This is a genomic window from Bacillus sp. FSL P2-0099 (genome assembly GCF_038007445.1).
Lineage (GTDB): Bacteria > Bacillota > Bacilli > Bacillales > Bacillaceae_G > Bacillus_A > Bacillus_A mycoides.
In genome coordinates this window covers 3,894,902-3,921,417 of sequence record NZ_JBBOXE010000001.1, presented here as the reverse complement: position 1 = coordinate 3,921,417, position 26,516 = coordinate 3,894,902, and the positions used below count along the sequence as shown (strand labels likewise).

General features: G+C 35.9%; 28 protein-coding genes. 22 read left to right on the top strand and 6 right to left on the bottom strand.

The window, feature by feature from the left end; all coding sequences use genetic code 11:
• Window positions 1-159: 159 nt before the first annotated feature.
• Complete coding sequence (gene pyc / locus MKY90_RS20075) at window positions 160-3,606, top strand: pyruvate carboxylase (RefSeq protein ID WP_078204451.1); 3,447 nt, start codon at window positions 160-162, stop codon at window positions 3,604-3,606.
• Window positions 3,607-3,687: 81 nt separating this feature from the next.
• Here pyc and ctaA read toward each other — a convergent pair whose 3' ends face one another.
• Entirely contained in the window at window positions 3,688-4,623 is a 936-nt protein-coding gene (gene ctaA, locus MKY90_RS20070; protein ID WP_002014781.1) for a heme A synthase, read from the bottom strand.
• Window positions 4,624-5,120: 497 nt separating this feature from the next.
• On the opposite strand from ctaA, the gene cyoE reads away from it, so the two are divergent.
• The 6 genes from cyoE (at window position 5,121) to ctaG (ending at window position 11,029) form a co-directional block, all read left to right on the top strand.
• Window positions 5,121-6,044, top strand: a complete 924-nt coding sequence (gene cyoE, locus MKY90_RS20065) for a heme o synthase (RefSeq protein WP_002033731.1) — start codon at window positions 5,121-5,123, stop codon at window positions 6,042-6,044.
• Window positions 6,045-6,137: 93 nt separating this feature from the next.
• The gene (gene coxB / locus MKY90_RS20060) at window positions 6,138-7,187 is read left to right on the top strand and encodes a cytochrome c oxidase subunit II (RefSeq protein WP_002088304.1); all 1,050 of its coding nucleotides are present in this window, start codon (window positions 6,138-6,140) and stop codon (window positions 7,185-7,187) included.
• Window positions 7,188-7,247: 60 nt separating this feature from the next.
• Window positions 7,248-9,083 carry a cytochrome c oxidase subunit I gene (gene ctaD, locus MKY90_RS20055; RefSeq protein ID WP_176126945.1) on the top strand — a complete coding sequence of 612 codons (1,836 nt, stop codon included), beginning with the start codon at window positions 7,248-7,250 and terminating at the stop codon, window positions 9,081-9,083.
• Window positions 9,083-9,706, top strand: a complete 624-nt coding sequence (ctaE, locus tag MKY90_RS20050) for a cytochrome c oxidase subunit III (protein WP_000557861.1) — start codon at window positions 9,083-9,085, stop codon at window positions 9,704-9,706. The genes ctaD and ctaE overlap by 1 nt, the downstream gene beginning before the upstream one ends.
• A 3-nt stretch (window positions 9,707-9,709) precedes the next feature.
• A complete protein-coding gene (ctaF, locus tag MKY90_RS20045) occupies window positions 9,710-10,042 on the top strand; it encodes a cytochrome c oxidase subunit IVB (protein WP_002014776.1) in 333 nt (110 codons plus the stop codon).
• A gap of 81 nt (window positions 10,043-10,123) precedes the next feature.
• Window positions 10,124-11,029, top strand: coding sequence for a cytochrome c oxidase assembly factor CtaG (gene ctaG / locus MKY90_RS20040; RefSeq protein ID WP_012261616.1), 906 nt, complete (start codon window positions 10,124-10,126; stop codon window positions 11,027-11,029).
• A 36-nt stretch (window positions 11,030-11,065) separates the two neighbouring features.
• Here ctaG and MKY90_RS20035 read toward each other — a convergent pair whose 3' ends face one another.
• On the bottom strand, window positions 11,066-11,431 hold the full coding sequence (locus MKY90_RS20035) for a YugN family protein (protein WP_002014773.1): 366 nt from the start codon (window positions 11,429-11,431) through the stop codon (window positions 11,066-11,068).
• Window positions 11,432-11,639: 208 nt separating this feature from the next.
• On the opposite strand from MKY90_RS20035, the gene MKY90_RS20030 reads away from it, so the two are divergent.
• The 6 genes from MKY90_RS20030 to MKY90_RS20005 all read left to right on the top strand — a co-directional run bounded on the left by MKY90_RS20030 (window position 11,640) and on the right by MKY90_RS20005 (window position 15,155).
• On the top strand, window positions 11,640-12,674 hold the full coding sequence (locus MKY90_RS20030; protein ID WP_002088298.1) for a CAP domain-containing protein: 1,035 nt from the start codon (window positions 11,640-11,642) through the stop codon (window positions 12,672-12,674).
• A gap of 173 nt (window positions 12,675-12,847) precedes the next feature.
• Window positions 12,848-13,285: a YlbD family protein gene (locus tag MKY90_RS20025; RefSeq protein WP_002014771.1), complete on the top strand. Its 438-nt coding sequence runs from the start codon at window positions 12,848-12,850 to the stop codon at window positions 13,283-13,285.
• A gap of 11 nt (window positions 13,286-13,296) precedes the next feature.
• Window positions 13,297-13,542, top strand: a complete 246-nt coding sequence (locus MKY90_RS20020; RefSeq protein WP_002014770.1) for a YlbE-like family protein — start codon at window positions 13,297-13,299, stop codon at window positions 13,540-13,542.
• Window positions 13,543-13,619: 77 nt separating this feature from the next.
• On the top strand, window positions 13,620-14,192 hold the full coding sequence (locus MKY90_RS20015; protein WP_002014767.1) for a histidine phosphatase family protein: 573 nt from the start codon (window positions 13,620-13,622) through the stop codon (window positions 14,190-14,192).
• Between the two features lie 116 nt (window positions 14,193-14,308).
• Window positions 14,309-14,761, top strand: coding sequence for a YlbF family regulator (locus MKY90_RS20010; RefSeq protein ID WP_002014765.1), 453 nt, complete (start codon window positions 14,309-14,311; stop codon window positions 14,759-14,761).
• Between the two features lie 127 nt (window positions 14,762-14,888).
• Window positions 14,889-15,155: a YlbG family protein gene (locus MKY90_RS20005; protein ID WP_063219220.1), complete on the top strand. Its 267-nt coding sequence runs from the start codon at window positions 14,889-14,891 to the stop codon at window positions 15,153-15,155.
• A gap of 54 nt (window positions 15,156-15,209) precedes the next feature.
• On the opposite strand, the gene MKY90_RS20000 is transcribed toward MKY90_RS20005, so the two are convergent.
• Entirely contained in the window at window positions 15,210-15,599 is a 390-nt protein-coding gene (locus MKY90_RS20000) for a DUF7147 family protein (RefSeq protein WP_341092413.1), read from the bottom strand.
• Between the two features lie 530 nt (window positions 15,600-16,129).
• Between MKY90_RS20000 and rsmD the strand changes: the two genes are divergently transcribed.
• Both rsmD and coaD read left to right on the top strand, forming a co-directional pair.
• Window positions 16,130-16,696 carry a 16S rRNA (guanine(966)-N(2))-methyltransferase RsmD gene (rsmD, locus tag MKY90_RS19995; protein WP_001266992.1) on the top strand — a complete coding sequence of 189 codons (567 nt, stop codon included), beginning with the start codon at window positions 16,130-16,132 and terminating at the stop codon, window positions 16,694-16,696.
• The gene (gene coaD / locus MKY90_RS19990) at window positions 16,693-17,184 is read left to right on the top strand and encodes a pantetheine-phosphate adenylyltransferase (protein ID WP_063219151.1); all 492 of its coding nucleotides are present in this window, start codon (window positions 16,693-16,695) and stop codon (window positions 17,182-17,184) included. The genes rsmD and coaD overlap by 4 nt, the downstream gene beginning before the upstream one ends.
• Here the strand turns inward: coaD and ylbJ are convergent.
• Complete coding sequence (gene ylbJ, locus MKY90_RS19985) at window positions 17,176-18,405, bottom strand: sporulation integral membrane protein YlbJ (RefSeq protein ID WP_002033736.1); 1,230 nt, start codon at window positions 18,403-18,405, stop codon at window positions 17,176-17,178. The genes coaD and ylbJ overlap by 9 nt on opposite strands.
• 112 nt (window positions 18,406-18,517) lie before the next feature.
• Between ylbJ and MKY90_RS19980 the strand changes: the two genes are divergently transcribed.
• A complete protein-coding gene (locus MKY90_RS19980; RefSeq protein ID WP_002138096.1) occupies window positions 18,518-19,309 on the top strand; it encodes a patatin-like phospholipase family protein in 792 nt (263 codons plus the stop codon).
• Entirely contained in the window at window positions 19,302-20,327 is a 1,026-nt protein-coding gene (locus MKY90_RS19975; RefSeq protein ID WP_002142950.1) for a SepM family pheromone-processing serine protease, read from the top strand. Before MKY90_RS19980 ends, MKY90_RS19975 begins: the two co-directional genes overlap by 8 nt.
• 26 nt (window positions 20,328-20,353) lie before the next feature.
• Here MKY90_RS19975 and MKY90_RS19970 read toward each other — a convergent pair whose 3' ends face one another.
• Window positions 20,354-21,595: a nucleotidyltransferase gene (locus MKY90_RS19970; RefSeq protein WP_165689459.1), complete on the bottom strand. Its 1,242-nt coding sequence runs from the start codon at window positions 21,593-21,595 to the stop codon at window positions 20,354-20,356.
• A gap of 153 nt (window positions 21,596-21,748) precedes the next feature.
• Here MKY90_RS19970 and MKY90_RS19965 point away from each other — a divergent pair, with 153 nt between their 5' ends.
• The 3 genes from MKY90_RS19965 (at window position 21,749) to MKY90_RS19955 (ending at window position 23,120) form a co-directional block, all read left to right on the top strand.
• Window positions 21,749-22,249, top strand: a complete 501-nt coding sequence (locus tag MKY90_RS19965; protein ID WP_002014753.1) for a YceD family protein — start codon at window positions 21,749-21,751, stop codon at window positions 22,247-22,249.
• A gap of 61 nt (window positions 22,250-22,310) precedes the next feature.
• The gene (rpmF, locus tag MKY90_RS19960) at window positions 22,311-22,484 is read left to right on the top strand and encodes a 50S ribosomal protein L32 (protein ID WP_001984764.1); all 174 of its coding nucleotides are present in this window, start codon (window positions 22,311-22,313) and stop codon (window positions 22,482-22,484) included.
• Window positions 22,485-22,613: 129 nt separating this feature from the next.
• Entirely contained in the window at window positions 22,614-23,120 is a 507-nt protein-coding gene (locus MKY90_RS19955; RefSeq protein ID WP_061674434.1) for an RsfA family transcriptional regulator, read from the top strand.
• 33 nt (window positions 23,121-23,153) lie between these two features.
• Here the strand turns inward: MKY90_RS19955 and MKY90_RS19950 are convergent, their stop codons facing one another.
• A complete protein-coding gene (locus tag MKY90_RS19950) occupies window positions 23,154-23,627 on the bottom strand; it encodes an N-acetyltransferase (RefSeq protein ID WP_063219155.1) in 474 nt (157 codons plus the stop codon).
• A 295-nt stretch (window positions 23,628-23,922) separates the two neighbouring features.
• Between MKY90_RS19950 and panE the strand changes: the two genes are divergently transcribed.
• Together panE and bshC are read left to right on the top strand one after the other, a co-directional pair.
• Complete coding sequence (gene panE / locus MKY90_RS19945; RefSeq protein ID WP_061689327.1) at window positions 23,923-24,810, top strand: 2-dehydropantoate 2-reductase; 888 nt, start codon at window positions 23,923-23,925, stop codon at window positions 24,808-24,810.
• 79 nt (window positions 24,811-24,889) lie between these two features.
• Window positions 24,890-26,506 carry a bacillithiol biosynthesis cysteine-adding enzyme BshC gene (gene bshC / locus MKY90_RS19940; RefSeq protein WP_341092409.1) on the top strand — a complete coding sequence of 539 codons (1,617 nt, stop codon included), beginning with the start codon at window positions 24,890-24,892 and terminating at the stop codon, window positions 26,504-26,506.
• The last annotated feature ends 10 nt before the right edge of the window (window positions 26,507-26,516 follow it).

Here is a 26,516-nt window from a genome sequence, read left to right as displayed (position 1 = left end):
TCAGAAAACTTATCATTTGTTGAAAAATAAGGTATGATGGATAAAAATAAAGTGAAGCTTTCTAAGTATAATATAATGTAGAAAGTGAAGAACTTCACGCTCTTTAGAGTGTGTATGTATTTTATCTCTAGAGTGGTAGGAAAATAGAGGGGGAAAATCATGACAAAGCTGCAACGTATTCAAAAAGTATTGGTAGCTAACCGTGGAGAGATAGCAATTCGTGTGTTCCGAGCATGTTCAGAACTTGGATTAAACACAGTTGCGATCTATTCTAAAGAGGATAGCGGTTCTTATCATCGCTATAAAGCCGATGAGTCCTATTTAGTTGGGGAAGGGAAAAAGCCAATTGATGCTTATCTAGATATTGAAGGCATTATTGAGATTGCGAAAAGTAATCATGTAGATGCAATCCACCCTGGATATGGTTTCTTGTCAGAAAATATTCAATTTGCAAAACGTTGTGAAGAAGAAGGGATTATCTTTATCGGTCCAAAAAGTAAGCATTTAGACATGTTTGGAGATAAAGTTAAAGCAAGAACACAAGCGCAGCTAGCACAAATTCCAATTATTCCTGGTAGTGATGGTCCAGTAAATTCAATAGAAGAAGTTGAAGAATTTGCTGAAAAGTATGATTACCCGATTATTATTAAAGCATCCCTTGGTGGCGGCGGTCGCGGTATGCGTATTGTACGTGCTAGTGAAGAATTAAGAGAATCGTATAATCGCGCGAAATCAGAAGCAAAAGCAGCCTTTGGTAATGATGAAGTGTACGTTGAAAAATTCGTTGAAAAACCTAAACATATAGAAGTACAAATTTTAGCAGATGAAGAAGGTAATGTTGTTCATTTGTATGAGCGTGATTGCTCTGTACAACGACGCCATCAAAAAGTAGTTGAAATTGCACCGAGCGTGTCGCTTTCAGATGATTTGCGTCAGCGTATTTGTGATGCTGCAGTAAAGTTAACGAAAAATGTAAATTATTTAAATGCTGGAACGGTAGAATTCCTTGTAAAAGGTGATGAGTTTTACTTCATTGAAGTAAACCCACGTGTTCAAGTTGAACATACGATTACAGAGATGATTACAGGAGTGGATATCGTTCAATCGCAAATTTTAATAGCTGATGGACATGCATTACATAGCAAAATGATAGGTGTTCCTAAGCAAGAGGAAGTGGTTGTGCATGGATTTGCAATCCAATCTCGTGTAACGACAGAAGACCCACTTAATAACTTTATGCCTGATACAGGAAAAATTATGGCGTACCGATCAGGCGGTGGTTTTGGTGTTCGTCTTGATACAGGTAATAGTTTCCAAGGTGCAGTTATTACACCGTACTACGATTCTTTACTTGTAAAAGTTACTACTTGGGCACTTACTTTTGAACAAGCCGCTGCAAAAATGGAACGTAACTTAAAAGAATTCCGTATTCGTGGTATTAAAACGAATATTCCATTCCTAGAGAATGTAGTAAAACATAAAAACTTCTTATCAGGAGAATATGACACTTCATTTATTGACGCGTCACCTGAACTATTCTTGTTCCCGAAACGTAAAGACCGCGGAACAAAAATGTTAAATTATATTGGTACAGTAACAGTAAATGGCTTCCCAGGAGTAGGGAAAAAAGAGAAACCAATTTTCCCAGATGCTCGTATACCAAATGTGATACACTCAGAGCCAATGCAAAATGGAACGAAACAAATTTTGGATGAGCGTGGAGCGGATGGATTAGTAAAGTGGGTACAAGATCAAAAGCGTGTACTTTTAACTGATACAACATTCCGTGATGCACATCAGTCATTACTTGCAACTCGTGTTCGTACAAAAGATTTACATCACATTGCAGAGCCGACAGCGAGAATGTTACCAAACTTATTCTCAGCAGAAATGTGGGGCGGTGCAACGTTTGATGTTGCATATCGTTTCTTGAAAGAAGATCCATGGGAACGATTACTAGATCTTCGTGAAAAAATGCCAAACGTTTTATTCCAAATGTTACTTCGTTCTTCAAACGCAGTTGGATACAAAAACTATCCAGATAATTTAATTCAAAAATTTGTAGAATGTTCCGCGCAAGCCGGAATTGATGTGTTCCGTATTTTTGATAGCTTAAATTGGGTAGAAGGCATGAGAGTTGCAATTGATGCTGTACGAGATACTGGTAAGATTGCAGAAGCAACAATGTGTTACACAGGAGACATTCATGATCCGTTACGCAGTAAATATGATTTAAATTATTATAAAAATTTAGCAAAAGAGTTGGAAGCATCAGGAGCTCACATTTTAGGAATTAAAGATATGGCGGGCTTACTAAAGCCAAACGCAGCATATGATTTAGTTTCAGCATTAAAAGAGACGGTGTCGATTCCAATTCACCTGCACACACACGATACGAGCGGAAATGGTATTTTAACGTATACAAAGGCAATTGAAGCGGGTGTTGATATTGTCGATGTAGCGGTGAGTTCAATGGCTGGTCAAACGTCACAACCAAGTGCGAATACACTATACTATGCGTTAGGTGGAAACGAAAGACAGCCAGATGTTAATATAGACTCATTAGAAAAACTATCTCATTATTGGGAAGATGTACGAAAATATTATGCTCCATTTGAAAGTGGTATGAATGCTCCTCACACAGAGGTATATATGCATGAAATGCCGGGTGGACAGTATAGTAATCTTCAACAACAAGCAAAAGCGGTTGGCTTAGGAGATCGCTTTGATGAAGTTAAAGTGATGTATCGCCGTGTTAATGATATGTTTGGCGACATTGTAAAAGTAACACCATCATCTAAAGTTGTCGGTGATATGGCATTATTTATGGTTCAAAATCACCTAACAGAACAAGATATTTTAGAACGTGGACATGCTATGGACTTCCCAGGATCTGTTGTTGAAATGTTCTCTGGAGATTTAGGACAACCATATGGTGGTTTCCCGAAAGAATTACAAAAAATTATTTTAAAAGGGAAAGAGCCATTAACAGTAAGACCGGGTGAATTATTAGAACCAGTAGATTTCGATGCTTTAAAAGAAGAGTTATTCCACAAACTTGGACGCGAAGTAACAATTTTTGATGTAGTCGCATATGCATTGTATCCAAAAGTATTTATGGACTACGAAAAAGTTGCTGGGATTTATGGAAATGTATCTGTGCTTGATACACCGACATTCTTCTATGGTATGAGACTTGGTGAAGAAATTGATGTGGAAATCGAGCAAGGTAAAACATTGATGGTTAAACTAGTTTCCATTGGGGAGCCACAGCCAGATGGAAATCGTGTACTTTACCTGGAGTTTAATGGACAACCGCGTGAAATCGTAGTGAAAGATGAAAGCGTGAAATCAACTGTTGCACAGCGTGTGAAGGGGAATCGTGAAAATCCAAATCATATTAGCGCAACGATGCCGGGAACTGTTATTAAAGTAGTTGTAAAAGAAGGCGATGAAGTGAAAAAAGGTGATTCCATGGCAATTACAGAAGCTATGAAAATGGAAACGACGGTTCAAGCGCCATTTAGTGGTAAAGTGAAAAAAGTATATGTAAATGATGGGGATGCAATTCAAACGGGAGATTTACTCATTGAATTAGATCATTAAAATAAAGAAAAAGAGCTGTGCGAAAGCAGCTCTTTTTTGTGTGTAAATAATACCTTGCCGAATTGGCAAGGTATTATAGTTTTACTTTGTTTGCTTAGAAGTTGATTCAGTTTCTTTTGCATTGACTGTACTTCTTGTACCTATCATAACTAAATAGCATAGTACAGCAAACAGGCAAGAAATGAAGAGCGAATGTAATAATGCCATTGCTAAACTAGCATTTGTAAATACGACTAAAATCCCTACTATAGCTTGAAGTGTAACAAGGATAAATGAAATAATCCATCCCCAGTATACTACACGCTGCTGCTTGTAATGGCGAATAGCGATAATCATCGCATATAGTATCCAAGCGAAAATTAACATCGCTGCAACTCTATGTCCCATTTGAACCCACTCATGTAGTTGAGTTGGCATAGGTCTATTTTTGCTACATAAAGGGAAGTCTGGACAGGCTAAGGTAGCTCGTTCGTGACGTACTAAAGCTCCTGTGTAGACAACGATATAACTGTAAATTGTTACACCATAAATATGAAATTTCATTTTTTTGTCCATAATAAGTGAACGTGCATCAAATTTCTGATCAATTTCAAAAATAAGACACGTTAACAAGATGACAGAAGCAAATGAAATTAAGGAAATACCGAAATGAATAGCTAATACAGCAGGCATTTGACCCCAAACAACCGCCGCCGCCCCCATTAATGCTTGTGCAACTAAAAATACGAAGGATAAAATTGCTAACGTCTTTGTTTCGCGCACATGTTTATAATATTTCCAGGACAAGATACAAAGAAGAGTAACAAGGATTCCTGCTGATCCAGATGTTAAGCGGTGACTTAGCTCAATAATAGTCTCCATTGATAAATTAGATGGAACAAATTCACCGTTACAAAGAGGCCATGATTTGCCGCATCCTTGGCCTGAACCCGTTTTTGTAACTAAAGCGCCTCCTAGTAAAACTACTAATAAATCGAGACTTGTAATGACTGCTAACCATTTAATAAAGCGTTGCAATCTCTTTCACCATCTTTCTGCTATGAAGTTATTGCGAAATATTTTCATTCCATTATGTATAGAATAAAACGTGCTACAGTCCTATGATATATAAAAAATAATAAAATAGCAAAGAAATGGAGGGCGAGGACAACGTACGTATTATAAAGAAAAAAATGGGATTTTAAATACATATTTTAGGAGGAATTTAGGCTATTTTGAAAAGAAATGGGGAGAATACATGCTAAATATGACAAAATAGTTTATTATAGAAGATAACATCATGTTATGATAAGGATAAATTAGAATAAAGTTTTTTAACGTTCGACACAAAAAGTTCATGTTTTCTTCACAAAATGTTCGGGAAATGTGATTTAATATATTGGAGTATGGGCGTAGATTAGTAGTAGAATGGGTTAACAATATTTCTACTGTAATAATATTGCTATATAGAAGCGAAATATTTCACATGAAATATATGCTTAGAAAGATGATAGGTTTAAGAGGGGGTTAAAGTGATGAACCATGCAACAAGTGAGCTGCATGATGAGTCAGCTGTTTCAATTGTACCGGAAACAACTCGGTTACAAGATTTATCAGCGCTCGTTAAAATGGGGATTGTAAACTCAAATACACTTACTGTATTTACAGGATTTTGGTTGGCTTTACATTTTAATGGATTGAGTGTTATGGACAATCTAGATAAGTTATTTTTCACAATCGTTGGTTCGGCATTAATTATGGCAGGGGTATGTTGTTTAAATAACTACATTGACCGAGATATCGATCCATTAATGGAAAGAACAAAAAACCGTCCAACGGTAACAGGTAAATATAAACCTGGCTTTGCACTTGCATTTGGACTTGTAATTTTACTTCTTGGCTTTGCATTTTTATTACTTACTACACCGATGGCAGTGTTAATCTCATTTATTGGTGCCTTCACATATGTTGTTTTATATACGTTATGGACGAAGAGAAAATATACGTTAAATACTGTTGTAGGTAGTATATCAGGAGCAGTTCCACCTTTAATTGGATGGGCGGCAATTGATCCGTCTTTAAATCATCCAATTGCTTGGATGTTATTTTTAATTATGTTTATTTGGCAAATCCCACATTTCCTCGCATTAGCGATGAAGCGTGTTGATGAATATCGAAATGCAGGAATCCCAATGCTTCCTGTTGTACAGGGATTTGATATTACGAAACGTCAGATTATGATTTGGACAGTATGTTTATTACCACTACCATTTTATATGAGTGGACTTGGAATAACATTCATGGTAATTGCAACATTGCTTAACATCGGATGGATCGCATTAGGGCTTTATGGCTTCCGTCAGCAAGATGACATCAAGTGGTCCGTAAAAATGTTTGTTTATTCCCTGAATTACTTAACAATCTTATTTGTGTCAATGATTGTAGTTACATTCTTCTAAGACAACGACATGATTGGATTTCTTTACGTTGAGATTTACTTTACTTAACTATAAAGTACAATCTAATTCACAAAGAAAGTGGGGGTTGTTTGTATGAAGAAACAGTGGCGACTGCTTTCGTTCGTTTCACTGCTGGCTTTACTGTTAGGGGGATGCGGTAAAGCTTTTCAGTCTACTTTAATTCCGCAAGGGGAAGTAGCAAAAATGCAATATGATTTGCTCTTACTAGCGAGTGCAATCATGGTAGGAGTAGTACTTGTAGTTACTATTATTTTCTTATATGTAATTGTGCGTTTCCGACAAAAAAAGGGTGAGGAAGATTATATTCCAGAGCAAGTTGAAGGAAATCACAAACTAGAAATTATATGGACAGTCATTCCGATTATTCTTTTGTTAATCTTGGCTGTTCCGACTGTTACATATACATTCAAGCTTGCTGATGTAAGTGCGATGGAGAAAAAGAATATTGATAAAGATACTATCGTTGTTGATGTAACAGCGAATCTTTATTGGTGGGAATTTTCTTATAAATCAGAAAAAATAGTAACTTCTCAAGATTTAGTTATCCCCACAGGTAAGAAAGTGTATTTGAATTTGAAGGGTGCCGATATTAAACATTCGTTTTGGGTTCCATCTTTAGCTGGGAAAATGGATACAAATACAGATAATGTAAACAAAATGTGGTTAAAGGCAGATAAATCGGGCACTTATAATGGTTTTTGTACAGAATTTTGTGGCCCATCACATTCTTTAATGCAGTTCAAAGTGAAAGCTCTGGATGAAAGCGAGTACAAAAAGTGGCTTGCTGACATGAAGAAGATTGATGGAAAAAAAGAAGTAGCTTCTACAAAGGCGCAAGAGGGTCAAGAAATATTTAATAAAAGCTGTATTGGTTGTCATGCAGTTGGATCAAATGATAGTAGACCACCTTCTGCTCGTATCGCACCGAACTTAGCAAACTTCGCAGATCGCGATATGGTTGCTGGTATTGCCGAAAATAATGAAGAGAACTTAAAAAAATGGCTCAAAGATCCTGAAAATATGAAACCAGGTAATAAAATGACTGGTAAATATGGCAACTTAACGGATGATCAAATTAATGCATTAAATGCATATTTACAAACGTTAAAGATTGAAAAATAAAGAGGGATCATTTGCGAAGGGGAGGTTGAAAACGTGAGTTCTGTAGCAAAAAAACAGGGGATGGGTGCTGTCATATGGGATTATTTAACGACAGTAGACCATAAAAAGATTGCCATTCTCTATTTAATTGCAGGTGGATTGTTTTTTGTAATAGGTGGAATAGAAGCACTATTTATTCGCCTGCAGTTAGCGATTCCTAACAATGCTTTTCTTGTTGGGGATGCTTATAATCAAGTATTAACGATGCACGGTACAACAATGATTTTCCTCGCAGCTATGCCACTCGTGTTTGCATTTATGAACGCCGCTGTACCACTTCAAATTGGAGCACGTGATGTGGCGTTCCCGTTTTTGAATTCGCTCGGATTTTGGTTATTTTTCTTTGGTGGATTATTTTTAAATTTAAGTTGGTTTTTAGGAGGAGCGCCTGATGCAGGGTGGACATCGTATGCATCTTTAGCTTTAGCTTCTAAAGGACATGGTGTTGATTTTTATGTACTCGGCTTGCAAATATCAGGTATTGGTACATTAATTGGAGGTATTAACTTCCTTGTTACAATTATTAATATGCGCGCGCCAGGGATGACGTACATGCGCATGCCGATGTTTACATGGACAACATTTGTAACATCTTCACTTATTTTATTTGCATTTCCACCATTAACTGTAGGATTAGGACTTTTAATGTTAGATCGTTTATTTGGCACAAGTTTCTTTAATCCGGCACTAGGTGGGAACACGATTATATGGGAGCATTTATTCTGGATCTTCGGTCATCCGGAAGTATACATTCTTATACTCCCAGCTTTCGGAATATTCTCAGAAATCTTCGCCACATTTTCGAAAAAACGATTATTCGGTTATTCCTCTATGGTGTTCGCGACAGTATTAATAGGGTTTTTAGGATTTATGGTATGGGCGCATCATATGTTTACTGTTGGTCTTGGGCCTGTTGCAAATGCTATCTTCTCGGTTGCAACAATGGCGATTGCAGTTCCAACGGGTATTAAAATATTTAACTGGCTCTTTACAATGTGGGGTGGAAGTATTAGGTTTACAACACCAATGATGTGGGCGGTAGCTTTTATTCCATCCTTCGTTATGGGTGGAGTTACAGGTGTTATGCTTGCTTCTGCACCAGCTGATTATCAGTTTCATGATAATTATTTCGTAGTAGCACACTTTCATTATGTAATTGTTGGTGGTGTTGTATTTGGTTTACTTGCAGGTGCGCATTATTATTGGCCACTTATGTTTAATAAAGTATTAAATGAAACATTAGGTAAGATAACATTTTGGTTATTCTTTATCGGTTTCCATTTAACATTCTTTATTCAGCATTTCCTAGGTCTAATCGGTATGCCGCGTCGTTACTACACATATCTTGAGGGCCAAGGGTTGGAAATGGGGAATATGATTAGTTCTATCGGAGCTGTGTTTATGGCTCTTGGAACGATTGTTCTTTTATTCAATGTAATAAAAACAACGGTATCAAAAGAGAAGGCTGGCCGTGATCCATGGGATGGACGTACATTAGAATGGACAATGCCAGCACCTACACCGGAATACAATTTTAAGCAATTGCCATTTGTTCGCGGGTTAGATCCGTTTTGGATTGAAAAACGTGAAGGTAATAAAGAGATGACAGCAGCGGAACCGGCCGGTGATATTCATATGCCAAATGCTTCATTTTCACCATTTATCATTTCTCTAGGCTTATTCATAGCAGCATTCGGTGCGATGTATATGCAGGGTGGCAAAGATAAATTTTGGTTATTAGTAGCGATTATCGGTTTAATCATTACGTTTGGTACAATGTTCCTTCGTTCAGTAATTGATGATCATGGATATCATATTCATAAGGAAGATTTAGATGATAAGGGGGGCAAGGCGTAATGCATGTAGATGAGAAATTAACGAATGAAACATTTCCAGCAGAGCCTGAAAAAGCAACCCTTGAGGGGAAAAATAAGTTTGTTGGTTTTTGGTTATTTCTTGGAGGCGAAACAGTGTTGTTCGCTTCCTTATTTGGCACATATTTAGCGTTAAAGAACTCTACAAATGGTGGACCAACATCTCAAGAGATGTTTCAAATGCCACTCGTTTTCATTATGACGATGCTTTTGTTAACAAGTAGTTTAACGAGTGTATACGCAATGTATCATATGAAAAATTTTAACTTTAAGAAAATGCAACTTTGGTTACTTGTAACAGTGTTGCTTGGCTTAGGATTTTTGGGGTTTGAAATATATGAGTTTTATCATTATACGCATGAATTTAAGCATACTATGAGAAGTAGTGCATTTGGTTCTGCATTTTATGCTCTTGTTGGTACACACGGGCTCCACGTGTTGTTTGGATTATGTTGGATTTTAACATTAATCTTTAGAAACGCGAAGAGAGGCTTAAATTTATACAACGCACCAAAGTTTTATGTTGCATCAATTTATTGGCACTTTATTGACGTAGTTTGGGTGTTTATTTTCACTGTAGTATATTTGATGGGAATGGTGGGATAAACAATGGCGGTTAAGCAAACGAATAATCCTAAGGTGGATCTTGTTTATCGGAAGAGAAAAAGTGCAGAGGAAATGAAGCACCAAGTTGTTACATTTTCACTAATGATTTTTTTAACATTAGTTGCATTTGCAGCGGTGGCATATCCGAAAACATTTAGCCCGATTTTTTCGGTTCCATTTATATTATTGTTAGCAGTCATTCAAGTTATATTTCAGTTATATTATTTCATGCATATGAGTCATAAAGGGCATGAAGCGGCGAGTTTCTTCTTGTACTCTGGATTGTTAATTGGTTTATTAACAATATTAGCCTTTATGACAATTGTGTGGATTTAAACAGTGATAGTAGGGGGCTCTGATATATCAAAGCCCTCTTTTTATATGAAATATAAGAATTTTGAAAAGGTAGGTGTGGAAATGGAAAACTTATGGGTATTTGGTTTTCAAGCTTTATGGAGTCCAATTTTTTTATTATTTATGATCTCGATTCTTATTAGTTATTTTTTAATTATTGGACCGTATAGAACGCGATTTGAAAATGCGACGAAGGTAAGTAAGAAGCAAATTTTTTATTTTACGACCGGGATTGTTCTTTTGTATGTTGTAAAGGGAGGACCTATTGATTTAATTGGTCATATCATATTTAGTGCACATATGTTTGAGATGGCAGTAATGTATATTGCGGTGCCTCCGTTATTACTGCTTGGTATACCTGTTTGGTTATATCGTTATATTACTTCTTTTAAGTTCGTTCAAATTGTGATAAAGTTTTTTGCTAAGCCGCTTATTGCGTTGTTTGTATTTAATGGCCTGTTTTCCTTTTATCATTTGCCAATTGTTTTTGATGCAGTAAAACAAAGTCAAATAGCGCATCCTATTTGCCTTGCTATATTGTTTTTTGCAGCAATGATGATGTGGTGGCCGATGTTAAATCCACTGCCAGAATATCAAACTTTAAGTGATATTAAGAAGCTTGGTTACATGTTTGCTAATGGTATTTTATTAACGCCAGCTTGTGCGTTAATAATTTTTGCGACTGCACCATTATTTGCAACATATACAGATTCGGCCGCTTGGATGAAGGCAATGGAACTCTGTGTACCGGCGGGTACTTTATCAGATTTAAATATAACTGGACCAGAATTTTTACATTGGATGCCGGTAGTACAAGACCAGCAAACAGGTGGTATTATTATGAAAATTGTCCAGGAAATAGTGTACGGTACGATTATCGGTTATGTGTTCTTTAAATGGGCACGTAGAGAGCGTGAAAAGGATAAAGAGCAGCTGCAAGAGTTACCTCCTTATTTGCAGACGAAATAAAAACTAGCGCATCGTGTTAATGCGCTAGTTTTTTTGTTATTCAATAATTTGAAATTCTTTTAACTCTTTTTCAATATTTTGTAGGAGTTGTTCGCTTTTTTGAAGTACATTCGTTGGGAAAATCTCATCATCGCCATATTCAACGCCATGAGGATAATAATGTTTTCCTAATAAGGGTGGCAATAGTTTTACTTGAGCGTGTCTGCCGCCGATGTCACCTTCAACAGCAAATCCTTGTACACGTAAATAATAAATATCCTTTAATATTTCAAATTTATAATCATATGTAACGCGTTCGTAATCCCATTGTCCGGCAAGTACAAAATGATTGTTTTCCATAATCTCAGTTAAAAGAGTTAGATCAACGACTGCATCAGTAAAGTTTGTATTTGTAAATTGCATAGAATACCTCCTTATTTTAATGTTAGTTCATTATTTTTATAATAGTACGAATAATAAGAAAGTGCAATTCATATTGCGAGAAAAGGGATAATCCAGACTTTTTTCGTGAAAATATGATATAGTGAAAAGAGTACGGTACACACAAAAAAAGGAAATAAAAGGATTTGTGTATATCTCGATTTTATGCTTTGTTCAGGAGGTATATCGTTTGAAGAAATTATTGCGTATCGTAATGATTACATTTTTAATTTTAGCTGTTGATTTATACGGGAAGTTACTCGTGTCACAATATATATTAACTCCATCTCACTCTAAGCAAGAAAATAAAATTGTGAAAAAGAAGAAGCAAGTAAATGAAGAATCCACAGACACTGTTTTAAATATGATTGGTGGGGACTCTGAGAATTTATTAGCGAAGTGGGGCGAACCATCTCGAATAGAGCCGTCTGCTTATGGATATGAATGGTGGGTGTATAATCAAGATTTAGCTCAGTATGTTCAATTTGGGGTTGCTGAACGTAAAGTTGTAACGGCGTATGTTGCTGGTGAGCAAGTTAAGGTGGCTCCCTATTATATAAATGAAAAGTATGAAGAGGTATATAAAAAGAATCCACTTTCACATGAGATTTCATTAAAAAGAGGAAAGAATAGTTATCAATTTGAGTTATCTGATACGGAAGTAATGGAACAACCGCTAGTACCTGTAGAAGATGGATGGGCACAATTATACTTTGATCACTTTACACATGAGCTTGTTGGTCTTCGTTATATGGATGATGAAACGTTATTACGACAAAGACCATATCAACTTGTTTATTCAGGTGAATTAATAGCGGAACAGCCGCTGACGCCAGAAAAAATGAAGCAAGTAGAAAATGGAAATATGCAACAAATTCTCGATTTAACAAATATTATTCGGAGTCGTCATCAATTACCGTTGTTAACATTGGATCAACAAACTGCAGATGTTGCATTTGGCCATAGTAAAGATATGAAGGATAATAATTATTTTTCGCACGATTCACCTACTTTTGGTACGTTAGGAGATCGCTTGCAACGTGGGCAAGTGGCTTTTCAACTTGCTGGTGAGAATATAGCGGCGCAACATAGTGATGGAATTGCGGCGGTACAGGGTTGGTTAAATAGTGAGGGGCATAGAAAGAATTTATTAAACGAACAATTTACTGGATTAGGTGTTGGGGTATATGATAAATTTTATACTCAAAACTTTATCCGAAAATAAAATGAAACTTTAATCAGTCGGGGCATCCTTCATTGATTATTAGTCTTCACCAATCGGGCTTTAATTGTCCACAAATAGGAAGATAAAAAGGTGCATGAATCGTCTAAAAATAGGCGAACCATGTGCCTTTTTTTTCTTACAATATAGTAGATATACATGAAGAGGTGAGGATTATGCCAACAACAAAAGGGCCGTTACATCCATCGGTTCAACAGTTTAAAGAGTTTGTAAACCATCACCCTAAAATGGTTCATGAGGTTAGAGGTGGTCAAAAAACTTGGCAGCAATTTTATGAAGAATGGTACTTACTTGGTGAAGAAGATCAAATATGGACAGCATATAGACCTGATGGAGCACCTGCTTTTTCTTCGGTAAAAGAAAATAAAGAAGAAAAAGAAAATCGAACAGAAGAGGAAAAAACTGCTGATGTGATGGGGCAAATGCTTTCTTTCTTTAAAAAGCTAGATGTAGAACAAATGCAACATCATTTAGCAAATGTAACGAGTGCGATTGGTAGCGTGCAACAAGTTATTCAACAATTTCAAGGAAACCGTGCGCAGCAAGAACAAAGTACTTCTGAAAATAATCCTTTTTTCTTTCAAAAGGATTAGGGGGAAAGAGAATGAGAGCAGAGCTTATGGAGTTTATAAAAGCTGATGAGGATTTAGCTCGCTATATTCGGGAACAGCCATACTGGTACCGGAAATTGACGCGTAACCCAGAAGAAAAAGAAGCTTTTGAGTTAGCTGCCATGCAGCATTTCAAAAAAACGATACCAGATAAAGTGGAAAAATTTCAAAATCAATTGGCCGTTGCTTCAATTATGATTGATATGTTCCAGTATATGAAGCAGCAAAATACGACGTAATTGGAAGGGAAAACTATGTCCGTTATGCAAAACTTTTGTTACAATAGAATCGGATTATTTAAAAAAGGAGTTGCAGCATGACGGAAATTTGTTTAGTACGACATGGACAAACTGATTGGAACTTTCAAGAGATTATTCAAGGGCGCGAAGATATTCCACTCAATGAAGTTGGGAAGAAGCAAGCGAGTCAAAGTGCAGCTGCCTTGCAAGCGGAATCGTGGGATATAATTATAAGTAGCCCGTTAATTAGAGCGCAAGAAACAGCTAAGGAAATTGCTGGGGCTATTGGATTACCATCTATTTTATTAGATGAGCGATTTATGGAACGTAATTTTGGGGAAGCTTCTGGGAAACCAGTTGCGGCCGTTAGAGAGTTAATTACAGAAGGTAATGTAGAAGGAATGGAACAGGATGAAGAAATCGTAGAGCGTTGTTTTACGGCTTTACAACAGGTTGCAGCAGCACATGGAGATAAACGTATTATCATTGTTGCGCATTCACATGCAATAAAAGCTATTTTACACGCAATTGCACCAAATGAAATTACATTTAAAACGCCGTTAAAAAACGCATGTATTAGCTACGTGAAAGAGAATAGCGGGAAATGGGATGTTCTTAAATATAATATTGCGGAGCATATTAGTGTATAAGAGTGCAAGGAGATTGTATGAAAAGTAATTAGAATCATATCTTTCTTTTAGGTGAGACACTTCAATTAGTAGTTCTGTTCCAAATGTGTTATGATGAATACTCGGAGGTGTCTCTCATGATTGTAGCGACGCTGGAAAGCGTATTGATTTTAGATAAGGCAGAGCAGCTTGCAAAAGCGATCATCTGTTCAGATATAGCAGAAGATTACCGTAAGTATTATAAGGATTTACAAGAAGATATAGAAGTCCAGACGCTAATTCAGCAATTTACAGCGATGAAAGAGCGATACGAAGAAGTGCAACGTTTTGGTAAATATCATCCTGATTATACTTTCGTTTCGACGAAAATGAGGGAATTAAAGCGTTCTGTAGATATGCATGATAAGGTTGCAACTTTTAAAAGAGCAGAAACAGCTTTACAGAAGTTATTAGATGAAGTTAGTGTAGCAATTGGTTCTGAGGTATCTTCTTCCGTTAAAGTTCCAACAGGAAATCCGTTTTTTGATGCGGGTGGCTGTGGCGGTGGTTGTGGTACCGGAGGCGGTTGTGGTTGTAAAAAAACGGGGTAATTTACCCCGTTTTTTAGAATATAGAAGAAAACGTATACAGAGTTTGTTCTTTAATGTCATAAATTTATGATTGGTTTTCATAAAATATAAGAATATAAGTTTTTAAAAGGAGAAGATGGAGAAGATTATGTTCGGGCAACGACAAAGTATGATTGTTTATTTACATTCATTGAAACATGCCAAGATTTTAAGGAAATATGGTAACATTCATTACATATCAAAACGTTTGAAATATGCCGTTGTATATTGTGATATGGAACAAGTTGAGCATATGATGCAAAAATTGAATAAACTTCCTTTTGTAAAAAAAGTAGAACAGTCGTATCGCCCATTTTTAAAAACGGAATTCGAAAATTCGCGTCCTGATCGGGCAAAAGAATACGATTATAGCTAAGTAAAAAAATCCCCTGCTAAATTTAGCAGGGGATTTTTTACTTGAAATAACGTGTTATTTCATTGGAGGAATGAAATTGTTCATTCGTAAAATACCGATTAGATGATTAAAAAATAGTTCTTTTTCAGGGAAAGTTGTTGATGGTTTTACAGTAAAGGGAGTAACTTTTTTCCCTATTTGTTCCGCCATTTCTTCAAATAAAACGACACGTTTACTTTTTTTATTTTCAAGTACAGGAATGCCTTCACGACATATGTATAATGGTTGGAAGTCACCAGTAGTTGTCGGTTTTAGTATTACAACAAGTGAACACACTTTTTTTTCGTTTTTTACAGTTTCGAATTGTAACATATGTGTTACACGTTCTTGGTTTGTTTTGGTAATTTCAAGTAATTCATATAAGTCAGAGTAGCCTTCTCCGAGTTCTATAAAGCGTTGAATCATATTTTTTCCTCCTCTTTCTTTTACTGTACCACCTCACTTTTTAAATGAAAAGTAGACAAATAAAAAAAACCCTGCAAAGCAGGGTCCTTCTAATACTAGTATGTACTACTAGTAAGAAGGCAAAGGGAGAGGAGAAACCGGAGGAAGAACTTATGGGGAAACGTAAGTCTTCTCCGCGGTTGGCAACAACATCGAAAATGATGTTGTTATATTTATTTATGTCCAATCTAAAATGAAGATATACATAATGAAATTTAAATTTATGTTAGGCTTTTTATTTTTCTTTTTTTTATTTTATGATAGGATAAAAAAGGTAAAGTGGAACTGATGTACATAGAGGGTTGTTGCTTGCAAATAGTGAAATGGATATGAAAGAAATAGCGAGCGATTATTTTAACTGAGGTTTTCAATTAGTTAAATAACAGATTAATGAAAAAATGTATGAAATAGTATGAATCGGTAGCGGTTACCGAATTGAAATGAATTTGCTGTAATCGCTCTATAGATTGAAATAAAGGTAGTGACAACAGATGAGAGTAGTTTCAGGAAAATGTAAAGGGCACCCACTTAAAGCGGTACCTGGTAATACAACGCGTCCAACGACAGATAAAGTGAAAGAATCTATTTTTAATATGATAGGTCCTTATTATGATGGTGGTATCGCTCTTGATTTATTTGGTGGTAGCGGTGGTCTTGGAATTGAGGCCATAAGTAGAGGGATTGATAAAGCGATTTTTGTTGACCGAGATAGTAAAGCGATAAAAGTCATTCATCAAAATTTAGAAAGCTGTAGACTACAAGAACAAGCTGAAGTGTACCGAAATGATGCAGAGCGTGCGGTAAAGGCGCTTATAAAGCGTGAAATATCATTCGATCTTATACTAATAGACCCTCCATATAAAGCTCAAAAAATTGTGTCTTTAGTTAGTGTAATGGATCAACATGGATTGTTAAATAAAGATGGCATCATTATGGCAGAGCATGGGGATGACGTGGTTTTACCTGATTCTATAGGAGAACTTGTAAAAGTACGGGCAGAAAACTACGGGATTACAGCAATTTCGATTTATAAGTATGAAGGTGAGGGGACAGAATGACAAGTATAGCTATTTCTTCAGGGAGTTTTGATCCAATTACCCTTGGACATTTGGATATTATTAAAAGGGGAGCAAAAGTATTTGATGAAGTATATGTAGTTGTTTTAAACAATTCATCAAAAAAACCATTCTTTTCGGTAGAAGAACGCCTAGAGTTAATTCGGGAGGCGACAAAGGATATTCCGAATGTAAAAATTGATTCACATAGTGGATTATTGGTGGAATATGCAAAAATGCGTAATGCAAATGCAATATTACGTGGTTTACGAGCAGTTTCTGATTTTGAATATGAGATGCAAATTACTTCAATGAATCGAAAACTAGACGAAAGTATCGAAACCTTCTTCATTATGACAAATAATCAATATTCATTTTTAAGTTCAAGTATTGTGAAAGAAGTTGCGAGATATGGTGGGAGTGTAGTAGACCTTGTTCCTCCGATTGTAGAGCGTGCTTTAAAAGAAAAGTTTAAAACCCCGTTAAAGTGAACGGGGTTTTTCTTTATGAATGCGTAAAAATAATAAGATGACATACAAATATAAACAAAATAAGGTGAAGATTGGTCCGTAGTGTATAAATGATGTCCAAATATCAGTTAGTGTATAAGAATGATTCAATAAAAATACCGGAAGATCTTCTTGCGTAGGCGAGAAAGAATGAACTTTTTCATAAAATGGTCCCCAAAATATAAAAGTGAAAATAGGAGCGAGAATACTTTGGATAATTCGAGCTAAAAAATATGGTTTAAAGCGGATATCTGTCTCCGCTAATATGCTTGCTACTTGTGCCTGAATAGAAAGACCGCTAAATGCTAAAATGAAGCTTGTTACCATCGCTTGTTGAAGAAGTGTTGATTCATTAATTTGACTAATCATTTGGCTTCCGAGCGTCATTTCAAAAATACCGGATAATATCGGAATACTAAATTGGGATGTAAGTTGGAAGAATGATAAAATATGTTGCATAATAAAAGAAAGCGCTTCTGTAATTTTGAAAACAGTAATCATTTTATTTAAAACAGAGAATAAAATAATAAACCCACCAATCATGAGCAATGTTTGAATAGAAGAAACGATAGCGTCACCGAGTAGTTTTCCGATTGGTCTTTTTTCTTGCATACGTGTTTGGTGGAGGATGGAAAAAGGGTTTTGAAAGGCACGCTTTTGATTCGTATGTTTGTCTTTTATGTAAGTATCGTTATTACCATAAAAGCGCATAAGTAATCCGACGATAAAGTTACTTATATAATGTGCTGCTGCTAATACGAGTCCTAATTTCGGATTATTGAAAAAACCAATAGAAACCGCTCCGAAAATAAAAAGTGGATTAGAAGAATTTGTGAAAGATACGAGTCGTTCCGCTTCAATTTGTGTTAGTTGATTGCTCTTGCGTAGTCTAGCGCTTAATTTGGCGCCAGCGGGGAATCCTGAAGCCATTCCCATTGCCCAAACAAATCCGCCTACCCCTGGAACACGAAACAGTGGACGCATTAGTGGTTCTAATATAACACCGATAAATTTTACAATACCAATACTGATTAGAAGTTCCGCAATGATGAAAAACGGTAGTAGTGAAGGGAATACAACTTCCCACCATATATTTAACCCGCGAATTGAAGCTTGCAAAGCATCTTGGGGGTGAAGTACAAGAGAAAAGGTTAAAAACAACATTGATATGGTAAGAAAAGCAGTTTTCCATTTTTCGTACATGTAAGAAAATCCCCCTTTGTCCCAAAAACGTTCATTTCAGTATACGTGGATATGTGGTGAATTTAGACCATAAGTATGAAAAAGGAATGAAAAAAATTAAAGGGTGAGAAAAATGAAGGAACCAAAAATCGGTTTAGCGCTTGGATCCGGAGGTGCAAAAGGTTTTGCTCACATAGGGGTAATAAAAGTGTTAAGGGAAGCTGGCATCCCTATTCACATGATAGCAGGTAGTAGTATAGGAGCGTTAATTGGTACATTTTATGCAGCGAGTTGTGACGTTGAAAGACTGTATAGATTGGCCGCTGTTTTTAAAAGGAAATATTATTTGGATTTTACAGTTCCTAAAATGGGATTTATTGCTGGAAAACGTATTAAAGATATGATTAAAATGTTTACATATAATAAAAATTTAGAAGAGTTAGATATCCCGACAGCTGTTGTGGCTACTGACATTTTGAAGGGGGAGAAAGTTGTTTTTACAAGTGGTCCGATTGCGGAGGCGGTTCGAGCTAGTATATCTGTACCAGGGGTGTTTGTTCCAGAAAAAATAGATGGCCGCTTATTAGTGGATGGAGGGGTAATTGACCGTATTCCCGTATCGGTTGTAAAAGATTTAGGTGCTGATATTGTTATTGCTGTTGATGTATCTCCAATTAAGGTGAATGGAGAGGTTACATCGATTTATGATGTAATTATGCAAAGTATTGAAATTATGCAACATGAACTTGTGATGAATCGGCAAATAGCATCAGATTTAATGATGCGGCCAGCAGTGGAACAATTTAGTTCGCGTGCTTTTACACATATTGAAGACATTATTAGGGTCGGAGAAGTGGAAGCGGAACAACATATTTCAAACATTTATTTACTAATTGAGCAGTGGAAGGAGAAACATAATGTTTAAGCGTTTTCGGTTTATATATGCAATTTTAATAGGGGTTATATTGGCGATGCTACTTGTTTATGTGCGCTTGCCGTATTATGTGACAAAACCAGGTATGGCCGCGAAATTAGCGCCGTACGTGCAAGTTGACGGTGGAACTAAAGAGTCTGGTGATTTCATGCTTGTCACTGTCTCAATGGGACCTGCTAATGTGGTGAACTTAATAGCCGCGCAATTTAATAAATATACACACGTTTCGAAGGCGGAAGAAATATTGCAAAAAGGCGAGAGTGATGAAGAATATCAATTTCGCCAAAATTATGCAATGAAAGATTCGCAAAATGCAGCAATCTATAATGCTTATAAACGTGCAAATCGCTCTGTTTCTTTTGAAAATAAAGGTGTACTAGTTGCTGGTGTAGCAAAGGGTATGCCGTCAGAGGGAAAGCTTAAGCTTGGAGATGTTATTATAGCTGTCGATGGAAAAATATTCGACAAGACGGAACAATTTATTGAGTATATGACAGGGAAAAAAGAAGGGGACACAGTAAATATTGAATACAAGCGGGGCGGAAAACAGTTTAAAGAAAATTTAAATGTAAAGACGATCCCTAATGGGAATGGACGCGTCGGTATAGGGGTCTCTATCGTTACGGAAAGAGAGTTAGTAGTAGATCCGAAAGTGAAAATTGATTCCCATGAAATAGGCGGTCCATCAGCGGGGTTAATGTTTACACTAGAAATTTATAATCAGCTCGTTGAAGAAGATTTAACAAACGGACATGAAATAGCTGGAACAGGTACAATCAATGATAAAGGAGAAATTGGTCCAATTGGTGGTATTCAGCAAAAAGTAGTAGCTGCTAGTGATGCGGGAGCTGAAGTGTTTTTTGCGCCAAATGAAAAAGGTGTAGAGAAATCGAATTATAAAGATGCTCTTGAAGCTGCGAAAGATATTAAAACGAAGATGAAAATTGTACCGGTGGACACACTGGATGATGCATTAACGTATTTGGAAAAAATGGGTGAAACAAAGTAAACCTCTCTGAAGAAGAGAGGTTTTTCTTATAGGAATTTTTTCGTTATTTCATCATAACGAATTGGATGATGCGTTGCGTCTTGTTTTAGCAGTTGTGTCCGCAAAGGTTCTTGCATTATGGAGAAATATACAGCATTTGATTTTCGTTCTATGTCTAAAGTTGGATGTTCGAATGTTTTTGTATGAGTAAGGATTGGGAGTTCTATTTTTTTCTTATTTCTAGAAAGATAAGTTTGTCCTTTTTGTGACATTCCGAGAAGACGGATATACGGCGCATGTTGCTCTATATTTGCTTTGTGTATTTCTTCCTTCGTTGTATTTGTTAAAATATGTGTACAAGCTCTTTGCAATCTAGTCCATGTATAACGTTTTGTTTTTAATGCTTCCATGAATGAATAGAAAGATGAACTGTTTTGTATTTTTGATAAAATACGATGCTCTAAACCTTCTTCCATTTCATATATATGTTGTAAGTCCTCTGAAGACATCGTCATAAGTTTGTATTTAAAAAATGAAAAGTATTTTTCCCAGTTATGTAACGTCCCGTAGTTTTGCTTGTAGTTTTCTAAAAGAGAAGCAGTCATTTTCGGGATAAAAGGCTCAATAGTTGTAGAGGAACTGTTTTCATTAAATAGCTGTTTGCGAATACTTGTTGCACTCGCAATATGTTGATCGTGAAATGTTTCATCATGATAATGAGAGGCGAATCTTTTTATAGTTTGTGCTTGCATCGAACTGTTTTGTAAGAGAATTGCTTTAATGTACTGTAAGCCTAAAATGTTATTTGGTTGTGACATATCCACGTTTTTTTCGGGTGGTAAGATGTGTAGAAAGGCTTCAGATGTAGCTTTCGCATAACTATTACCTGCATTCATAAGTTGCTTCACAAGACGATTAAAAGTCTCTTCTTCATTTTTTTGTATAGCGATGGTATTGTAGAAATTTTCAGCTTGTCCATCTTCACTACCGAAACAAATTTCAGAAACACCAAGGGCGTTTAAAATCGAAATTGCGCCATTTGCGAAAGTTTCGGCCTTTTGTGTTGCGAATGCATATGGAAGCTCTACAACGAGGTCTACGCCGTTTGTTAAGGCCATTTTGGTACGATACCATTTGGAGATGAGTGCGGGCTCACCACGCTGCAAAAAAGGACCACTCATAACGGCGATAATAATATCAGACTGTGTTAACTTTTTTGTTTGTTGCACATGATAAGCATGACCGTTATGAAAAGGGTTATATTCAACAACAATACCACTGGATTTTATGGTAATCTCTCCTTTCGATGTAGCATCTTTTTGGAAAACGTGATAGTCTATATATTATTTCCTATGATGACTTCATTATAGTGTAAAGAAAAAACATTGACAAATATAAAATGGCTAGCTATAATTTTGTTTGTTGCCTTGAGGTGATATGATATGAAATGGTCCATCCATCAATTGAATAAATTGAGAAATAAAGGATTGACATTAAATGAAATGGTAGATGTAAGTGAGCTAAAAGAGGTCGAGAAAGATATTCGTGAAATTAATCCTGCTCATGTAACAGGAAGAGTTGATTTTGGCTCCGGTAAGTTTACGTTTCATCTACATATAACTGGAAGCATGGTTTTACCATGTTCTCGCTCTTTAGTAGATGTGACATTACCATTTGACATTAAAACAACTGAGGTGTTCCAAACTTCGGAAGAAGAATTTGAAACAGAAGCTGAAATTCATTGTTTAGAAGGAGAAGTACTTGACTTACTGCCCGTAATCAAGGAAAATATACTTTTGGAGATTCCAATGCAAATTTTCAGTGATGATGTTTCTGGTGGAGCACCGATGCAAGGTCAAGACTGGCAAGTGATTTCGGAAGAAAACAAAGAAAAGACTGTTGATCCACGATTAGCAGGACTTGCAAAGTTTTTTGACAAATAATCGGAAGACTGGTTTAGGCCTTCATATGAAAATAACTATTTCTTTTAAGGAGGTGGGAAGAATGGCTGTACCTTTTAGAAGAACTTCTAAAACAGTAAAAAGAAAGCGTCGTACGCATTTCAAATTATCAGTACCTGGTATGGTAGAGTGCCCAAGCTGTGGTGAAGCGAAATTAGCTCACCGTGTATGTAAAGCATGCGGTACTTACAAAGGTAAAGAAGTAATCAGCAAGTAATTGCGGGAAAATAAACGTAGAAGATATCTTCTACGTTTATTTTTTTTGTCTTATTCTTTATTTGTTGTATTCTATCTTTTCTAGTAACTGCATATGCTTAATAAAAAATGCATAGGGAGGACTAGAGAGATGGCGACAACAAGACAAGACGCTTGGACTGATGATGAAGATTTGCTTCTGGCAGAAGTGGTACTCCGGCATATTCAAGAAGGTGGAACGCAACTTTCTGCCTTTAAAGAAGTGGGGAGACATTTGTCTCGCACACCAGCAGCATGTGGATTTAGGTGGAATTCTTATGTTAGAAAGCAATACAAAGAACGTATTGAAGAAGCAAAGCAACTTCGTAAAGTAGAAAATTATGAAGTGAAAGAGACAAAGGTATTAGAGCCTACATCAATTACATTGAATGATGTTATTGAATTTTTGCGAAATTATAAAGATGAAAGCTCTTTAATGGTGTTGCAACAACAAATTGAATCGTTGCAAACAGAGAAAGAACATCTTCTGGAGCGATTATCAGTATATGAGGAAGAATATAGAACATTACTTGATTATATCGATCAAAAAAGAAGTGTAATGGTAGCGGAAAGAAATGGCGCTCGCTCGAATGGAGAATTAGAAAAATTAAAGAAATAAAAACAGCTGCGTAACAGCTGTTTTTTTTGTTTCTTATGCAGATTCTTCGTTTGTAATCGCATTCGAATTTGTTTCTGGATGCCAAATATAAAAATCACCATCAGTTACTGATACTGGCTGGAAACTTAATTTATCCCAAAAACCAGATGACTGGATACGTGCTATCGTTTTAATTGGGAATTTTAGTTGTTTCGCATAATTAACAAGCATTTGTCCGAATCCTTGTTTTTGAAAAGTCGGCAATACTTCAAGTTTATAAAGTTCTAGGTAAGTACCTGTAATTTCAAATGGTTCTCCACCGTTCCTTTTCATATATAGACTCATACGTGCGATTAGCGATCCACCATAATAAATACCGTAAAATGGAGACTCACTATCATTTTCAATAATGTTTGCTTGTAATTCTTCCAACATGGATAGTTCTTGAGCTCCGCACCCTTTAAATTTTTTAAATTCATCTAATGTTTTATAATTGATGAGCAAGCGTTCAACTTTTGGGAATCCCATTACATCACGTCCTTTTCTTATCTTGTTGAATGCAGAAAAGTTAAAATATTTATAATAATATTATAACTCATTTTTAAATTTTTATGAAGAAGATAGAATATTTCTTTCATTATTTTTTTGAGGATTTGCTAAACTAAGAATAGAACTATGTATATAGGTAGTATATACGTAGTGAAAGAAGAGGTTGCATTTGTTAAAAGATAATTGAATCCTCAACTATGTAATTGTAATTTAATAAGATATAAAGGGGGAAAGGCAAGGGAACTTATATCACTTGTTAATATGAGTTCTTTGTGTGAAGATGAAAATTGGAATTGTTGGACCGGGAGCTATTGGTCTCCTATATACATTTTATTTACAAAAAAGTAATCAAGATGTTACGTTGTTTACAAGAAACGATAAGCAAGCAGAAGAATTAAACTTAACGGGTGTAACTTGTATTAGGAATGGAGAACGTGAAACGGTATTTCCATCTATTTTACCGATAGAAAGTATGCTGGATAAACAGTTAGATTATATATTTATTGCTGTAAAGCAATATCATGTAACTGATATATTACCTTTTGTGCAGGGAGAATCGTCATTAATCTTTTTGCAAAATGGAATGTCACATCTTCACGTTATGCGGAAAATAGGAAATGAACGTATAGCAGTCGGGATTGTGGAGCATGGTGCAAAAAAAGAGGATGGACATACAGTTCGTCATACTGGAATAGGTGTTACAAAGTTTGGTGTAGTGCGTGGTCAATCTAGTTGTTTTAAAAAGGTATTTAATTGTTTTCCTTTTGATTATTTTCCGATTCAGATAGAAGATGATTGGAAGGGGATTATGCGTAATAAATTAGTAGTCAATGTATGTATTAATCCGTTGACGGCATTATTGCGGGTTGAGAACGGGGAGTTAATTTCAAACCCGCTTTTTTATCAAATGATGGAGCAAGTATTTCAGGAAGTTGCATTTCTTGTTAAAGAAGAAGATAAGGAAATGCTATGGAAAATGGTATGCCAAGTATGTGAAAAAACATCCCATAATACTTCATCTATGTTAGCGGACGTAAGAGCGAATAGACAAACGGAAGTTAATGCGATTGTTGGATATGTATTAGAAGAAGCTAAGGAACAACAACAATCTGTTCCGACACTTCAATTTTTGTTCAATGCAATAAAAGGAATGGAATTATAAGTGTTTTTCTTTGCTTTTACGTGAAACATTGAATACAATGTGGGTTGGTGAGAGAACAGGATACGAAAGGAAGAATTATATGGAGATAAAAGAAATCTCTGTTCCACTACAAGGTGTTGTAGCGGACTATATGAACGGTAAAAAAGAGATACAGTCATGTTTTGATTATCTGTTAACAGAGGATGCTTTTAAACAGCGTTTACATGATTTACGTGAGAGAGAGTTTTTCCGTCAAGATTTAGTAACGCATTTATTAGAATATAATACACAATTGCAAGCGGGAGAATTTACAATTCAAAATATAAAAGCGCTTGAAGATGAAAATACATATGTAGTTATAGCTGGACAACAAGCTGGGTTATTAACTGGTCCGCTTTATACAGTTCATAAGATCATTTCAATTTTACAGCTTGCAAAAGAAAAAGAAGAGAGCTTAGGGGTTCGGGTTGTTCCTGTCTTTTGGATTGCTGGTGAAGACCATGATATGGATGAAATTAATCATACATTTGTAATGAAAAATAAAAAAATAAAAAAGACCATTTTTCATGATCGTTATCCGAAAAAGGCGAGTGCTTCTGAGTCTGAGTTTTCTATTGAAGACTGTAGAAAATGGGTCGAAGAGATTTTTAAAACATATCCGGAAACGAATTTTACAAAGGATGTATTACAATTTGTTGATGATGCTTTAGGTAAATCGCATACATATGTAGATTTCTTTGCGCACCTTATTACGAAAATGTTCGCAAATTCTGGTTTAATTCTTGTAGATTCACATCATCCTGCATTAAGAAAATTAGAAGTGCCGTTTTTACAACAAATTATAAGTAAATATAAAGAAATTCAAGTAGGACTTCGTAATCAACAGGAAGTACTTAAGGAATTAGGATTTAAACCGATTATTGAAACGAAGACAAATGCAGTGCATATATTTATGGAAATTGATAATGAGCGAGTATTGCTTGAAGAGAATCAAGGGAAGTTTATTGGAAAAGATGGAGTGCATTCATTTTCGTATGAAGAATTGATGGAAGAGATGGAAAGAAGTCCAGAACGTTTTAGTAATAATGTTGTAACGCGCCCTCTTATGCAAGAATATGTGTTTCCTACGTTAGCGTTTATTGGCGGTCCAGGGGAGTTAGCTTATTGGAGTGAATTGCAACAAGTGTTTCATACGGTAGGTTTCCAAATGCCACCTGTTGTTCCGCGGCTTACAATTACTTATATGGAGCGAGATATAGCGACAGATTTATATGATTTAGATTTGCAAGAAATTGATCCATTTCTAAATAATATAGATAATCTGCGTGACAATTGGCTTTCTAATCAAATAGAGGAACCGATAGACGAGCGATTTATAGAAGCGAAAAAAGAAATAATGGATATTCATACATCATTACAACAATTCGTGAAAAAAATAGATCCAGGGTTAAATGAGTTTGCGGGGAAAAATGAACTGAAAATTAATGAGCAAATTGAACTGTTAGAAAAAATGTTGAAAAGAAATGTTGAGAAGAAACATGAGGTTCAACTGAATAAATTCCGCCGTTTACAATTCGCGCTTCGTCCATTAGGAGCACCGCAAGAACGTGTGTGGAATGTGTGTTATTATTTAAATCAGTTCGGCCTTGATTTTGTTGACCGGGTAATGGAACAATCTTTTTCGTGGGATGGAAAACATCATGTAATAAAACTATAGAATCTTGCTC